This window comes from Gabonibacter chumensis (genome assembly GCF_024741215.1).
GTDB lineage: Bacteria > Bacteroidota > Bacteroidia > Bacteroidales > Marinifilaceae > Gabonibacter > Gabonibacter massiliensis.
This window is the reverse complement of sequence record NZ_JANSKB010000002.1, coordinates 173399-189199: the sequence shown is the minus strand read 5'-3', so window position 1 is coordinate 189199 and position 15801 is coordinate 173399. Positions and strand designations below refer to the sequence as shown.

The 15801-nt window shown below is 44.4% G+C and carries 13 protein-coding genes; 5 read left to right on the top strand and 8 right to left on the bottom strand.

The features are described 5' to 3' along the window. Positions 1 to 281 precede the first annotated feature (281 nt). The 8 genes from aroA to NVS78_RS07315 all read right to left on the bottom strand — a co-directional run bounded on the left by aroA (position 282) and on the right by NVS78_RS07315 (position 8081). Positions 282 to 1535: a 3-phosphoshikimate 1-carboxyvinyltransferase gene (gene aroA, locus NVS78_RS07350; protein WP_286358607.1), complete on the bottom strand. Its 1254-nt coding sequence runs from the start codon at positions 1533 to 1535 to the stop codon at positions 282 to 284. Next, positions 1510 to 2802 (bottom strand): shikimate kinase, encoded by a 1293-nt coding sequence (locus NVS78_RS07345; RefSeq protein WP_286358606.1) that lies wholly within the window; start codon positions 2800 to 2802, stop codon positions 1510 to 1512. Before NVS78_RS07345 ends, aroA begins: the two co-directional genes overlap by 26 nt. Before the next feature lie 4 nt (positions 2803 to 2806). Beyond that, the gene (gene aroB, locus NVS78_RS07340) at positions 2807 to 3826 is read right to left on the bottom strand and encodes a 3-dehydroquinate synthase (protein WP_286358605.1); all 1020 of its coding nucleotides are present in this window, start codon (positions 3824 to 3826) and stop codon (positions 2807 to 2809) included. Positions 3827 to 3832: 6 nt separating this feature from the next. Next, entirely contained in the window at positions 3833 to 4543 is a 711-nt protein-coding gene (locus NVS78_RS07335) for a M48 family metallopeptidase (RefSeq protein ID WP_286358604.1), read from the bottom strand. Positions 4544 to 4630: 87 nt separating this feature from the next. Beyond that, positions 4631 to 4918, bottom strand: coding sequence for a hypothetical protein (locus NVS78_RS07330; protein WP_041503915.1), 288 nt, complete (start codon positions 4916 to 4918; stop codon positions 4631 to 4633). Between the two features lie 56 nt (positions 4919 to 4974). Further along, a complete protein-coding gene (gene aroC / locus NVS78_RS07325) occupies positions 4975 to 6063 on the bottom strand; it encodes a chorismate synthase (RefSeq protein WP_286358603.1) in 1089 nt (362 codons plus the stop codon). Between the two features lie 82 nt (positions 6064 to 6145). Then, entirely contained in the window at positions 6146 to 6694 is a 549-nt protein-coding gene (locus tag NVS78_RS07320; protein WP_041503917.1) for an FKBP-type peptidyl-prolyl cis-trans isomerase, read from the bottom strand. Between the two features lie 190 nt (positions 6695 to 6884). Beyond that, complete coding sequence (locus NVS78_RS07315; RefSeq protein WP_286358602.1) at positions 6885 to 8081, bottom strand: OmpA family protein; 1197 nt, start codon at positions 8079 to 8081, stop codon at positions 6885 to 6887. Between the two features lie 361 nt (positions 8082 to 8442). Between NVS78_RS07315 and nadB the strand changes: the two genes are divergently transcribed. The 5 genes from nadB (at position 8443) to NVS78_RS14185 (ending at position 15453) form a co-directional block, all read left to right on the top strand. Then, positions 8443 to 10017, top strand: a complete 1575-nt coding sequence (nadB, locus tag NVS78_RS07310) for an L-aspartate oxidase (RefSeq protein ID WP_286358601.1) — start codon at positions 8443 to 8445, stop codon at positions 10015 to 10017. An 8-nt stretch (positions 10018 to 10025) separates the two neighbouring features. Continuing rightward, positions 10026 to 10871: a carboxylating nicotinate-nucleotide diphosphorylase gene (gene nadC, locus NVS78_RS07305; protein WP_286358600.1), complete on the top strand. Its 846-nt coding sequence runs from the start codon at positions 10026 to 10028 to the stop codon at positions 10869 to 10871. Positions 10872 to 10904: 33 nt separating this feature from the next. After that, a complete protein-coding gene (gene nadA / locus NVS78_RS07300; RefSeq protein WP_286358599.1) occupies positions 10905 to 11831 on the top strand; it encodes a quinolinate synthase NadA in 927 nt (308 codons plus the stop codon). 67 nt (positions 11832 to 11898) lie between these two features. Beyond that, positions 11899 to 14349, top strand: coding sequence for a phenylalanine--tRNA ligase subunit beta (gene pheT / locus NVS78_RS07295; RefSeq protein WP_286358598.1), 2451 nt, complete (start codon positions 11899 to 11901; stop codon positions 14347 to 14349). 582 nt (positions 14350 to 14931) lie between these two features. Next, positions 14932 to 15453: an NUDIX hydrolase gene (locus NVS78_RS14185; protein WP_353620728.1), complete on the top strand. Its 522-nt coding sequence runs from the start codon at positions 14932 to 14934 to the stop codon at positions 15451 to 15453. The last annotated feature ends 348 nt before the right edge of the window (positions 15454 to 15801 follow it).

The window sequence follows — 15801 nt, the reverse complement described above, 5'->3', positions numbered from 1 at the left end:
ACCTGGAGGAGGAGGTAACAAATCTTCTTTAGCTTTTTTATAATATCGATAATTCAGTATTGATATTAGAGGTAAATGAGAGATATTCAATACTTTTTCCCAATATTCATCTCCTCGCAAAGTAGAATGTGTACGTTCAATCTCATTATAAACACAACCATTGAGAAATAAAAATGCAACAGAAAAAAAACGATATATCTTCATTGCGTCTAATCTTTAGATAATCATTAGACGCAATATAATAACATTTACAACACAAAGCAATGCCTTGATCTAAAATATTACAATTTTAGAAAATCAGACCAGAAGGTAGGATAAGATTTGGATACGACTTCTGCCTCGGCAATAATCACAGGTGCGTAACTTCGTAATGCTGCCGTTGCCAAAGCCATAGCCACGCGATGATCGTTTCGGGAAGATACTTCTCCCCCCTTTATTACCCCTCCGGAAATCAACATCGTATCATCGTCGACTTCGATTCGAATGCCCATTTTGGCAAATTCTTCCCGTAAACTCTCGATACGATTACTCTCTTTGTATACCAATCGATGAGCCCCTCGTATTCGACTCGTCCCCGCACATCCGGAAGCCAAGGCAACTAAAGCAGGAAATAGATCCGGACTATCCGTGGCCTCGCATTCGAAAGGCCGCAGCTCTTTGTGGGAAACCGTCACGCTATCCCATTTTTCTCCGGGTTCGACGATAACCTCCGCTCCTACTTGACGCAACACCTCCAATATCTGACGATCGGCCTGTGTCGAATTGATATTCAAATTGGTAATCTTCACCTTACCGGCTAAAGCTCCAGCCACCAAAAAACAGGAAGCACCACTCCAATCCCCTTCCACAGGAAAGATACAGGAACGATATGCTTGCCTTCCCCGTATCTTAAAACAACGGTAATCTTCCCGTTCGATCTCTATCCCGAAAGCCTCAAGCACACTTAAAGTCATATCGATATAGGGCTTGCTTTTCAAATTCTCCACGTATAAGATACTGTCTCTTTCCGCTAAAGGTAACGCCATCAAAAATCCCGTGATTATTTGAGAACTGATGCTTCCGTCCAAACGACATTCACCTCCTCGTAAAGGACCGCAAAGAGTAATCGGTAATCCGCCCGCGCAAGCGCGTATATTTACCCCCAACTCCCTTAAAGGAGAAACTAACATTTGCATCGGGCGCTTCAAGACAGAACCGCATCCCATAATTACCACCTCCCGGTCCAATAAAGCAGCTACAGGGACAATCATTCGGGTCAATAATCCGGACTCCCCGCAAAACAAAGTCGATACGCCCTCCCTCTTGCCTCCTGCTCCCGGGATAATCAGGTAATCGGCCCCCATCTCCCTTACCTCCGCACCCCATGTTTTTGCCACGTCAATAGCCCTCTTCGTATCATCACACAACGAAACATCACAGAGATAGGTACTCCCTTCAGCCAACATGGCAGCTATAATTGCCCGTTGCGCGACGCTCTTGGAAGCAGGCACCGCTATCTCTCCGTTTACCTCAATACACGTTACTAATTTCTCCATATATAATCTCACTTACCTCTTCTACATTCCGATCATTAGTAGATACCAACAGGTCCGCGACCTGCGCGTAGTTTAACTTACGGGATTCAAACAACTCACCGGCAGCCCTTACCGGATCAGCATACCGGGCCAGCAAAGGGCGATTCGGTACCTCGATCCTTCCGACGCAAATTTCAGGCCGGGCGTAAAGCCATATAACCCAACTGAGTTCCCGTAAACGCAATCTGTTCTCCGGACACAACACCGCTCCGCCGCCACAAGAAATAACAGTAGCTTCCTCCCCTTTCAACAATTCAATCAACACTTCGGATTCTATCTCTCTAAAACGGCTCTCCCCATATCGCTTTATTAATGATGGTATCGTCAAACCGCTCCGCCTCTCTATCTCTTGGTCCACGTCCACATAAGGAAGATTCAATCGACCGGAAATCAGTGGAGCTATCGTTGTCTTCCCTACTCCCATAAAACCGATCAAAGAGATATGCAGGGGCTTCTTTCTATTGTTTTTCAACGCTGTTTTCATTCCGTCAATATCCGGATCAGTACCGACAAAACGCCGATAGGCCGGAATTCCCTGATACAACAACCAAGAACGTCCATCGATATAAGTAACCCCTCTTTTAAACGAAAGATGTTTCAAATAAGAACCCTGATAAACGGCATCCAACACGACCTGCCCCTCGTGTAACCACTCCTCCTTTATCACTTCTATTCCCGCGTATAAAGTATTCACTATAATTTTCGCATCCGACATTTCTCCGGATAACTCCTCTAATCCGCAATACCGGCACCCCACTATCTCCGCAACCCCCTTCGCTTTCTCCAAGGTTCGATTTGCTATAACCACGGCTCCACCCTTTACGCGTAAAGCATAAGCAGCAGCCCTTCCGGCACCTCCGGCACCTATCACCAAACACTTCTCTCCGGCAATATCCATACCCTGGGCTTCAATAGCTCCGCTCACTCCATCCACATCCGTATTCGCCAATACATATCCCTCCCCCTGTCGCCACAAAGTATTTCCAGCCTGAAGTATCTTTACCGTCTCCGTTTGAGAAACGTCTCTCCAATTTTCTACAGCTTTAAAAGGGGCGGTTATATTCATTCCCGACAATCCCAATTCCCGAAATAACCGCATAGCCTCCCCGGCTGAAACCGCCACCATCCGGAAATAGGCCAAATCACTTCTTCCAGCAAAAGCCGCATAAAATACTTCCGGACTTTTACTGTGTAAAATAGGACTTCCCGTTACAGCAAAACAAGACATAGTGCTACAATTGAGCTATCAAACTTTCCAACTCGGCAAAAGAGACAAACTCCTCCTTACATTGTCCTATCCCGGTAGGCAGAATCAAATGGATATGCTCTTTATCCCTCTTTTTATCTTTACGCATGGCATCCAGCAATTGAGAAACCGCTATCGAAGTTCGAACAGGCAAATGAAAAAGTTCCAATAAACGCCTCACCCGCTCGGATTCTTCTTCTGACATATACCCTTTACAAACAGACAACCGAGACGCCATACACAATCCGATACTGACTGCCTCCCCGTGAAGAGGAATACCGCTTTTCTCCAAAGCATGTGCAAAAGTATGTCCTAAGTTCAACAGACGACGAACACCCCCTTCTTTCATATCTCGTTCGACAATCGAAGCTTTAATGTTCACCGCCGTCTTCACCAAAACGTCCAAACAAGCCCGGTCCTTTTGCCATGCCGGTTTCACATGTTCTTCCATATAGCAAAATAATCCGGCGTCGGCAATCATGGCAGCTTTTACGATCTCTGAAAAACCAGCCGCGTATTCCCTATCGCCCAAAGTATCCAAAACCTCCGGATCGCAGATAACAAATTCAGGCTGGTTAAAGACACCGAGTATATTTTTATAACCGTGATAATTTACCCCGTTCTTTCCTCCCACGCTCGCATCCACCTGTGCAAGCAAAGTGGTGGGCACAAAACCGAAACGACATCCTCTCATATAGATAGAGGCCACAAAACCGGTAATATCACAGACAATTCCTCCACCGAATCCCACGATAAAGGTATTTCGATCCGCTTCCAGACATATCAACTCTCCGGTAATTCTATCTATCGTCTCCCAGCTTTTATGCACCTCTCCCCCTCTAATCCGTATCACTTCATAATCCCGTAAAACATTTTGATAAATAGAATAAACGGACTCCTCAGTAATCACAATTACCTTCTGCCCCGGAGGTAAATACTTTCGTAAATGTACTATTTGTTCTCCGATAACGATTCGGGAATCCTGTATGAATATTATATCTGTCATATTCAATTATATTCTGGTATTGTATTTTCGTAATTGTTTTCTCGATTCGCTATAATCAGGACAGACCCGTTTTACCAACGCCCAAAACCTGTCCGAATGATTCTTCTCTATCGTATGGCATAACTCGTGCAAAATAACATAATCAATCAGCACGTCCGGTAATTTCATCAACTTGATATTAAGACTGATATTGTCTTCTCCAGAACAGCTTCCCCAGTTCGAAATATTGTTCCGAAACGAAAGTTTACCGTATTTAAAACCATAACGATCGGCCAATTCCCGTACCCTGCCGGGCAAATACCTACGACTTTCCAATCTATATACTTCGATTAGAAAATTTTCGATATAAGGAGCTATCCGCTCGTAAGGTGTCAGAGCCGGAACAAAGAGATGGATCTCATCGCCATCCATCCGGTAAGAAGGCACGCTTTCGCTACAAGAACGTACTTTCAAGATATGAAACTTAGTTCTTATCTCCGTATTTATTCCTAAACCGACTCCCGTATCCTTCTCATATACTTTCAATTTCGAAAAATGTTCTTTTATCCATTCTTGCTGGGATACGACAAAGTCCTTGGCCTTCCTTTCGCTCACCCCATAAGGAACATTAACCCACACCCCTCTTCCCGGAGCCATCTTTATGGATAAAATCTTAATATGCAAACCCCGTCTCACTTTGACTTTTCCGATTCCGGGTATCTCTATTTCATCTTTCATCCTCCCCCCTTCATATACACGAAAACGATTCTCTGTCGCGGAGAATCCGCCATAGAGAACCGTCCACGTTTATGTATTTTTTATTGCTTACCCCTTTCGAATCGTTTCACTCAAACGGGTAAAATGTCCGTCTACCGTTTTCAACAAATCGATAGCAAGCCCTTTAAAATAGGCGTGCTTTTCTTTCTTACCCGCGAATTTCTCCCGGGTATTGATTTTATTTCTCATTTGATTCCGATAATCGATAACCGATTGTATTATATCAACAACTTCTGCCTCGTGTTCATCGGTCACGGCATTGTAATTCATACAATCTTCGATAACTGCAAAAGTCAAATAATCGACATCTTTCTTTAATCTTCTTATACTTGCCATAACAATATGTATTTAAATTTGAATCAAAAGTACGAAACGAATCCGTCTCTTACAAACTATTTTTCAAAATTAATCAACAAATGGCCTTCCAACATCAAATCCAGCACCGCCATCGCGGCCATGGCTTCAACCACAGGAATCGCCCGGGGAACTACACAAGGATCATGCCTTCCCTTTGCCTCTATTACCGTATTTTCTCCCCGCGTATTAACCGTGTCTTGCCTCATTCCAATTGTAGCCGCCGGCTTAAAAGCCACGTTAAAATAGATATCTTCTCCGTTTGAAACACCCCCTAAAATACCACCCGCGTGATTTGTTTTCGTGCGAACCGTGCCGTCTATCTTCCGGAAAAAATCATTATGCTCGCTTCCCCTGGAAGAAGCTGCCCTAAATCCCTCTCCGTATTCAAATCCTTTCGCCGCGTTTATACTCAACATATAGTAAGCCAAGCGAGCCTGCAAACGATCGAAAACCGGTTCTCCCACCCCCACCGGCACCCCGCGTATCACGCAAGAAACGATACCTCCGACAGAATCTTTTACCCGCTTCATCTCTCGGATTTGCCGAATCATCTTTTCCGATACATCAGGATCGGGACATCCTACCGCACTCTCCATTACCCGGTTCAAATCCAACTCCCGGTAATTCTGTTCCACACATACCGTACCGATCCGAGAGGTATACCCCTGTATAGAGATCCCCTGTAACGCCAGCACTTGCCGGGCAATAGCCCCCCCGACCACCCGGGCTATATGCTCTCGGGCCGAAGCCCTTCCTCCTCCCCGGTAATCCCGTACGCCATATTTTTTCAACCAGGTATAATCGGAATGAGAAGGCCGATACACCTCTCTCAACGCATCATAATCCTCACTTCTCTGATCCTCGTTACGAACTAAAAAGCCGATAGGCATCCCCGTCGTGACCCCTTCCCAAATCCCCGAAAGGATCTCTAACCGATCCCGTTCGTTCCGTCCTGTCGTCAGGTCCGATTGACCGGGGCGACGACGATCCAACTCTTGTTGTATTGCCTCGACAGACAGACGCACTCCGGCAGGACATCCGTCCACCACACCGCCTATCGCCTTTCCGTGAGACTCCCCGAAGGAAGTCAACGTGTATAATTTACCGATTGTATTCCCAGCCATACGATTTGTTTTAAGGTCTCAAATATAAAAAAAGAGAGAATCGTTTCCAATTCTCCCTCCATTTCAGATATCTTCTAAACGATCAATGACAACATCCGTCACTACAAGAGTGTCCCGAGTCGCATCCTCCCTCGGATCCGCATCCGTGACATCCCCCGCACTTGGAAGAATGCAGTTTTTCCAATTCTTCATCCGTCGCATCTCTCACGGCCAATACCTTTCCCTTGAAATAGAGATCTTTTCCGGCTAACGGATGATTAAAATCCATCTTCACGTTCTCGTCATCCACTCCGACAATAACACCTTCCAAATGGCGTCCCAAACTATCCATCATAGGTAAAGAATTCCCTACTGTCAACTCCTCCGGTGAAACTTCTGCAAATATATTTTTAGGAAGGTCTACGATCATATCCTGATTCACTTCACCATAGGCATTCGCTACCGGAATTTTGAAATCAAAAGAATTACCCGTATTCAAATCCAACAGATTCATCTCGAAATATTCTAACGTTTGACCTTGCCCACAAATGAATTCCAATGGAGTATCAGCATCAGCCATTTCTAAAATCTCCCCATTCGGTTCCGTTCTCAACTCATAGCTTACGCTCACAAATTTATTTTTTGTAATCATCTCATAGTTTTTTAATTATTCATTCGCAAAAGTAGGATTTTTTACCTGAAGAACAATATATATTCCGTTTAATATCCTACAAAATGATAAATATCCGGAAAACATTCAGTACAAGCATTTATAAGAAGCCATGCATTCAAATGTTTTCCGGATACTTCACGTTGTCCAAAGTCGTGGCCGACGAATCGTGTTATTCGACAATAGCGACACGATTCAATTGGATATCGCCATTGTACAAACCGTCAACGCCACCCATACCGATTACTTCCAACTGATTCGGATTTACTCCGAACTTCTTAATCAAAGCATCGGCTACATTACGGGCTCTCTTTTCACTTAACTTCTGGTTGTAAGCAGGCGTTCCGGTTGCCTTATCCGCATAACCCGTTACTTTATATTTCTTATTCGGATTTTCTTTGATAATTTCCGCGTAATATTTCAGATTGATCATCTCTTTAGCCGTAATATTGGCTTTATTGATTTTAAAGAAAATAGCCAAAGGAGCGGCTTTACTCTCTTTCGCAACCTGTACGGCTTCCTGTCTTGCTTTTGCACGTTCCTGAGCTAAAGCATCCTGCAACTGTTGTGCACGTGCGGTCTGTTCTGCCAACAAAGCTTCCACGGCAGCCAAATCGGCCGGAGAGATTCCGGTAGAGATAATTTCAGCCTTTTTCTCTCTTCTGAATTTCCGTTGATTAAACTTATAGGTAAACCCGGCAGAAACGCCAAGGATTCCTTCTCCCCGGCTACCGCCGACCTCACCGTCGAACTTCTGAGGAACCAAAGAACCTTTAATCTCCACGTTAAAATCAAAAGCATCCGATAAACGGAATTTATTGATCAAACCGCCAACAAACATAAAATCGGTCGTTCCATCCGACTGACAACCGTGTATCATACCGAATCCGGCAAAAGGTATGGCCTCATAAAAACGATCGGTACGATAGCCTCCTATCCAGTTAGATAGATTTAACAACCCATCCACGTGAATATTGAACTGTTGCCACTTTTGTTTGTAAAGTCCCTCGCCTTTATTGGAAACTCCCTTCGCGTAAATATTATTCGGGTCATTCGTCAGTCCTCTCAATGTAAATCCTCCGGCTTGTACACGGGCTCCCAACGTGGGAACAATCCATTTTCCGATTGAAAAATCAAAAGTCGGCGTAATCCGTCTTCCGAAGTCCTCTTTGGAATCAAATTCTCCGAAATAAACCTGCCCACCGGCACTTATCGAGATAAACCAATTATCCCAAAACCGATTTGTAACAAATCCACTCCATGAAGGGGCTTGTTCTCTCTCCTTCACTTTTACTTTCACTTCTTCTTCCTGTGCAGTCGCGATCAAAGGCATAACTGCAACCAATAGCATAAATAGAGTCTTTTTCATCTTCTTTCATTTATTTTAGTAACTTGTATTTTTTCAAAGTCTGACTACCGTCATTCTTTCGAACAACAAAAATACGAAACTTCACCCTCTAAATGTTACATACCGAAGTGTCAGAAACACTTTTTTGTCTTGTTTTTAAATTAATTTAATTAATATTACCAAACGTGAAACATATTTTAACTCAAGTAACCCCGAAGATTTCACGAATTAATCCAAACGATAAAACTCTTCACTCTTCCATAAATCATGTTCCCGTTTTGCCCGCTGAAATAAATAGGAGATATTCCTTCATTATGCTCTCATTTTAATTTGTTACACACAAAATAATTTAATACTTTCGCATCAATTTACATGAATCAAAATGTGTAGTTACGATTATATCATTGTCGGAAGTGGTTTAGCGGGTTTGTATACGGCTTATCGGGCCTCTCTTTACGGGAAAGTAGCCTTATTGACTAAATCCAATATAAGAGAAAGTAATTCATACTTCGCACAAGGGGGAATCGCTGCCGTAACAGACGAACATGACGCCCCGTCTTTTCATTTTCAGGATACGATTACAGCAGGAAGAGGACTTTGTGACTATCCCGCCGTTAATATTCTGGTAAACGAAGGCCCCCGGAGAATACAGGAACTTATCGACGAGGGGATGCATTTCGATACGGAGAACGGGACCTTGGCTCTCGGCTTGGAAGGAGGACACCACCAAAAACGGATTTTACACGCGGGAGGAGACGCCACGGGAAAAATGATCACGAATTTCGTCATTGACAAAGTAGAGCATTGTCAGAACGTAACCGTTTTCGACAATCATGCCGCAATCGATTTACTGATAGATGAACACGGATGCTATGGAATACGTTGTTGGGATTTCAACGCGAACCGGGAGGAAATTTTTACCGGAGACAATATCTTTTTAACCTCCGGAGGAGCCTCTGCCATCTACAAACGTACCACCAATCCCCACTCGACGATTGGAGACGGGTTGGCTCTCGCCTATTTCGCCGGATGTGAAATTGCCGACATGGAGTTCATTCAATTTCATCCCTCTGCCATATATACCCCCGCGGGAGAAGCTTACCTCGTAAGTGAAGCCGTCCGCGGCGAGGGAGCCCATTTGCTCAATCAACAAGGAGAAAGATTTATGGTGGGTAAACATGAATTGGCCGAACTGGCTCCCCGGGATATCGTGGCCCAATCCATATTCGAGCAGATGCAGAAGCATCATCAGGAATACGTGTACCTGTCTTTGAAACATTTGGATCCTCAAAAAATAAAAAGACGTTTTCCGAACATATTCGAAAAGTGTACCGAATTGGGGATAGACATGACCGATCGCATACCCGTAGCTCCGGCAGCTCATTACACGGTCGGAGGAGTAAGGACGGACGTGGCGGGACGTACGAATATCCCCCATCTCTATTGTTGTGGAGAATTAGCATCATCGGGAATCATGGGAGCAAACAGATTGGCTTCCAACTCCCTGATCGAATGCCTCGTATTCGGCAAACGGGCCGTGGAAGATTCGATAATGAACAAAAGAGTACACCCCTTCCCGGTCGTCACTTCTCATTTTAAATTATTGCCGGAAAAGCAGAATGCTTACCTGGAACTAAAAAACAAGATCGCCGACATCATGACCCGAAATGCAGGTATTATCCGGACCGAATCAGGATTACGACAAGGACTCGACGATTTAGACGAACGGCTGTCGGCGCAAACTTTCGAAAAGAACGAATACTATTCGACCGTGAGCAAGAATCTGATTTATGTTGCCAAATTGATCATACAATCGGCTTTATACCGCAAAGAGAGCCGCGGAGGTCACTTCCGGGCAGACTATCCCGCTCAGAACGACCACACCTACGCGTGTCACATTATTCAACAATTGAATCGCGAGATTAAAAAATCTCCCGTAAATTTAAACATGAAATAACTAAACATATGCAAAACGATAGCCTCATTGAACGATTAATCGATCTCGCCATCGAAGAAGACATCTCCACGGGAGATATCACGACCAATGCCATTATTCCGAGCCACTCCAAGGCTGCTGCCGAAATGAAGGCAAAAGCCGACGGAATTGTTTCCGGGTTGGAGATAGCCCGAAGGGTATTCGAACGATTTGAAAAAGATATCGTTTGGAAGCCGTTGGTAAGCGACGGTACTCCCGTGAAAAAAGGAGACACCATCCTGCGCATTGAAGCCAGTTATCGCACCCTGCTACGCGGGGAACGTCTCTCTTTGAATATCCTGCAACGGATGTCCGGAATCGCCACCGCAACGGCACGATACATGAAGGAGTTGTCCGGAACACGCACCCAATTATTAGATACCCGTAAAACAGCTCCCGGACTAAGAGTATTGGATAAAATGGCCGTTCATCAAGGCGGCGGAACCAATCACCGGATGGGACTATACGATATGATTATGTTGAAAGACAATCACATCAAAGTAGCGGGAGGAATCCCCAATGCCGTAAAACAGGTGCGGGCCAATCTACCGCTAAGTGTCAAATTGGAAGTGGAAACGACCAACTTAGAGGAAGTACAACAGGCCATCGACTGCGGAGTCGATCTCATCATGCTCGATAATATGAGCAACGAGATGATGGCCAAAGCCGTAAAAATGATTGCCGGAAGAGCCAAAACGGAGGCCTCCGGAAACATGAGCATTCCTCGGTTGAAAGAGGTGGCCGCAACAGGTGTGGATTATATCAGTGTCGGAGCCCTGACTCATTCGGTAACGGCTTTGGATATCAGCATGAATATCATCGGCGATCAAAAATAATTTCATTATCTTTGATTCTCAAAAGGAAAAATTATGACAACGACAGAGATCATCGACAAAATAAAGCAGCTAAAAGCAGAAAAAAACGCTATTATTCTGGCACATTACTATACCCGGCCCGAAGTTCAGGATATTGCCGATTATTTAGGAGACTCACTCGGCTTATCCCGCATGGCAGGGAACACGGACGCCGACCTTATTGTTTTCTGCGGAGTTCACTTTATGGCAGAAACGGCCTCTATCATCTCACCGGATAAAAAGGTATTAATTCCTGCCAAAGGAGCAGGATGTTCTTTGGCTGAAAGCGTGACAGGTTATGACCTTCTACAATGGAAAAAGGCAAATCCCGACGGCTTGGTAGTCAGTTACGTGAACACGACGGCTGAAGTAAAAGCCTATACGGATTATTGCTGTACTTCATCCAACGCGTTAAAAGTCGTGCAAAGTCTCCCAAAAGATAAAAAGATTCTTTTCGTCCCGGACAAAAACCTGGGGGCCTATATCCAAAAGGTCACCGGAAGAGAGATGGAAATCTGGGACGGAGACTGTTGTGTTCACGATAAGATCGATGCCGGCATGGTGTTGGAAAAATTAGAACGACACCCGGAAGCCGACGTATTGATTCATCCGGAATCTTCCTGTTCGGCCGACGATCGTATTCTGAACCATCCGAGGGCATTCATGTACTCCACGGCAGGTATTATCAAGCACGCGAAAGAATCGCCCAAACAGCAATTCATCATCGCAACCGAATTAGAGACCATACATAAGTTACAACAAGATAACCCGACAAAAGAGTTTATCCCGATCCATCCCAAAACCATTTGCGGACAAATGAAGAAAGTGACTTTAGAGAGCGTTTGGGAAGCATTGGAAAAAGAGCAGTTCGAAGTACGGGTCCCGGATGAGTTAAGGGAAAAAGCCTGGTTACCCATTCAGCGCATGCTGGAGATCGGTTAACGTAAAAGAGTTCGTGATCCCGATACGATCACTCAAGCATTTAATAATTTAAACACAAAATGGCAACATGAATATATCACTGAACTGGTTGAAAGACTATTTGAAAATCAACCGAAACACGGAGGAGATTTGTAAGATTCTGACGAGCATCGGCCTGGAAGTAGGAGGTTACGAAGAATTCGAAGCGATAAAAGGAGGTTTGAAAGGATTAGTCGTGGGACACGTACTGACGTGTGAGGCGCATCCGGATTCGGACCATCTTCACGTGACCACGGTCGATCTCGGACATGGAGAACCGGAACAAATCGTATGCGGGGCCCCAAACGTGGCGGCCGGCCAGAAAGTGGTCGTTGCAACCGTCGGTACAACCCTGTACAAGGATGACGAAGAGTTTGTCATAAAGAAATCAAAAATCAGAGGGATCTCTTCCAACGGTATGATATGCGCCGAAGATGAAATCGGCGTCGGCACGGATCACGCGGGTATTATGGTCCTTCCGGAAGATACCCCCGTAGGCATACCTGCCGCCGACTATTTTAATATTTACCGCGATACCACGATAGAAATAGACATCACGCCCAACCGAATCGACGGAGCTTCCCACCTTGGAGTCGCCCGCGATCTGGCAGCCTACCTGCAACAAACGGAAGAGATCCGTTGCACCTTGCCCTCCGTGGACGCCTTTAAGGCAGACCGTACGGACTCTTCTATTTCAATACGTCTTGAACGCCCTGAAGCTTGCCGGCGTTACGCGGGAATTTGCATAGAAGGGGTAACGGTAAAACCTTCTCCGGAATGGTTACAGAACAGGATGAAAGCGATCGGCTTACACCCGATCAATAACATCGTAGATGTCACCAACTACATTCTCTTCGGTTTGGGACAACCACTTCACTCTTTCGACAAGGCTAAAATCAAAGGAGACGAGGTTATTGTCAAAAGCGTTGCGAAAGGTACTAAATTCATCACGTTAGACGGAGTGGAAAGGGAGTTGCATGAAGACGACTTGATGATCTGTAACCGGGAAGAACCCATGTGCATCGCCGGAGTTTTCGGTGGTTTGGAAAGCGGTATTTCGGAATCTACTACCGGTGTATTTTTGGAAAGCGCCTGTTTTGATCCCGTTTTCGTTCGTAAAACAGCCCGTCGTCACGGTTTGAATACGGATGCCTCTTTCCGGTACGAGAGAGGAACAGATCCCAATATCGTGATTTATGCTTTAAAATTAGCCGCCTTACTGATCAAAGAGGTAGCCGGAGGTGAAATCACCTCCGAGATCATCGATATTTATCCCGAACCGGTAAAAGATTTCGAGGTAAGTATAAAATACGCCCACGTAGACCGTTTGATCGGTAAAAAGATCGAACATGAAAAAATTAAAAAGATATTGCGGGCGTTAGAAATCAAAATCGTAAAAGAAGAAGAAGAAGGAGTGTTGTTAAATGTTCCTCCTTACCGTGTAGACGTGAGAAGAGAAGCCGACGTCATCGAAGATATCCTGAGGATTTACGGGTTCAATAACGTGGAAGTTCCCGCAAAGGTAAATTCCACGCTCAGCTATTCGGAAAAACCGGACGATTTTCGGTTAAAAAATCTGATATCCGATCTATTGGCAGCCAACGGATTCAACGAGGTGATGAATAACTCCCTGACGAAGGCGAGCTATTTCGAAGAAACGAAAACTTATCAACCGGAACACACCGTCATGCTGTACAATCCGCTCAGCTCAGACCTGAACGCGATGCGTCAGTCTTTACTTTTCGGCGGACTGGAAAACATAAGCTACAACATCAACCGCAAAAACAACAATCTGAAATTATTCGAATTCGGCAAGTCATATACTTTCCATAAAAAAGAGGGGATCGACAATCCTTTGAAACAATACAAAGAAGAAGACCTGTTGGCTTTGTTTATGACCGGAAATAAAAATAACCTGAATTGGAACGCCAAAGAGGCAAAAACCGACTTTTTCTACCTGAAAGGGTATTGCGAAATGATCCTGAATCGATTGGGAATCCACCCGGATCATCTGAAAACGGAAGAGACCGACAAAGATATCTTCAAAGAGGGATTGATTTACAAGATGGGAGACAAACCTATCGTCTCCATGGGAATACTTAGCAAACTGCCTCTGAAAAAAACCGATGTCAACCAGGAGGTCTATTATGCCGAATTCTCGTGGGAAAATATTTTAAAAGCCCTGAAAAACCATAAGATCGCCTTCGTCCCCATGCCCAAATTTCCATCGGTGAAACGAGACTTGGCCCTGTTGTTGGATAAACAGGTCAGATTTAAAGAGGTTAAAGAGTTGGCTTTACGGACAGAGAAATCTTTACTGAAATCAGTCACGCTCTTCGATGTATACGAGGGTGAAAAATTAGGAAACGGCAAAAAATCATACGCTGTCAGCTTCACTTTATTAGACGAAGAGAAAACGCTCACGGATAAACAGATCGATAAAATCATGAACAAATTGATCGGTGCCTACAAACATCAGTTTAACGCTGAGATTCGATAACCTACACGGCAGGGATTTCCCTGCCGTTTTTTCAATTATTTGATCATGGCTTCATACAAATCGCTACTTCCCTCTTTTCTTTTAATCGTCGCTTATTTCATTGCTGACGAATTCTTCGGCCCTAAGATCGGACTGCTCGCGGCCATCGTATGGGGAGGAGGTGAATTTTTGTATGTTTTATTCAAGGAAAAACGGATCGATAAAACCATTTTATGGAATACCGTTCTATTCATTGTATTGGGAATTTTGTCCGTAGTCTCTGAAGGAAGTTCCTTAGAAAAGTTGCAACCGGCCATTATCGAGGCAGCCCTAACCCTTTTATTGGGTATCTTTGCCTTCTCCAAAGCCGATATCACGCAAACCATGCCCGCCTCTTATCGACGTTCCGTACAAATTACCCCGGAACAACAAAATGTCATGCGCCGTACGATTAAATTTTTATTTTATCTAGTGGGAGCGCACACGATTATTGTATTTATTGCCGCTTTATTCGCAACGGAGTCGACATACGCTTTTATCAGTGGTCCCTTACTATATTTACTGATCGGACTATTCTTCCTGACCATAATCGTTAAGAACAAAATACTTGCAAGGGCAGCCCGCTACGACGAGTGGTTACCGCTTGTCAACGAGAAAGGAGAAGTTATCGGTAAAGCGACAAGACGTAGTTGCCACTCCGGAAGTAAGCTCTTGCATCCGGTCGTTCACCTCCACTTGATCAATGAAAAAGGAGATATATTTTTGCAAAAACGAAGCATGCAAAAAAAATTATTGCCCGGCATGTGGGACTCGGCCGTTGGAGGACACGTCGCTTTTGGAGAAAGAATTGAAGAAGCTCTAAAAAGAGAAACGCAGGAAGAACTCGGTATCGAAGAGTTTAAAGCCCGCTTCTTGGGCTCGTATATTTGGGAAAGCTCGAGAGAACGAGAATTAGTCTTTTCATTTATTTCCACCTCCCACGCTCCCGCCAACATTCACAACGACGAAGTGGACGAAGGACGTTATTGGACCCGGCAAGAGATCGAACAAAATCTCAATCGGGAGATATTCACACCCAACTTCATCCACGAGTACAGCCAAATGTTAAAGAAACGCTCGGTATAAATACAAATAACAGTGAAGGTCTTCTTCATCCTTGAATAATTTTCGATTTATGATTTACGATTCAGTAGACATTTCTCAATGAAATACGTATTTTCAAACGAGTCTCCCAATTGCAAATCTAAAATCCGAAATCGTAAATCTACAATTGTCAATTGTTAGCACATTGCACCCGTCCCTGTGGGTTACCATCAAAGAAATACCGAGTGACCATAACCTCAGTATACCCTCGAGAATCTACCGGGATTCCGAAAATACATCTAAATACTCAAAAAACACCTTCTAAGATCACGATCGAAAGTTTTCTAATTTTATCTCCATAAAATTATCATATTAGTTAAACATATATAT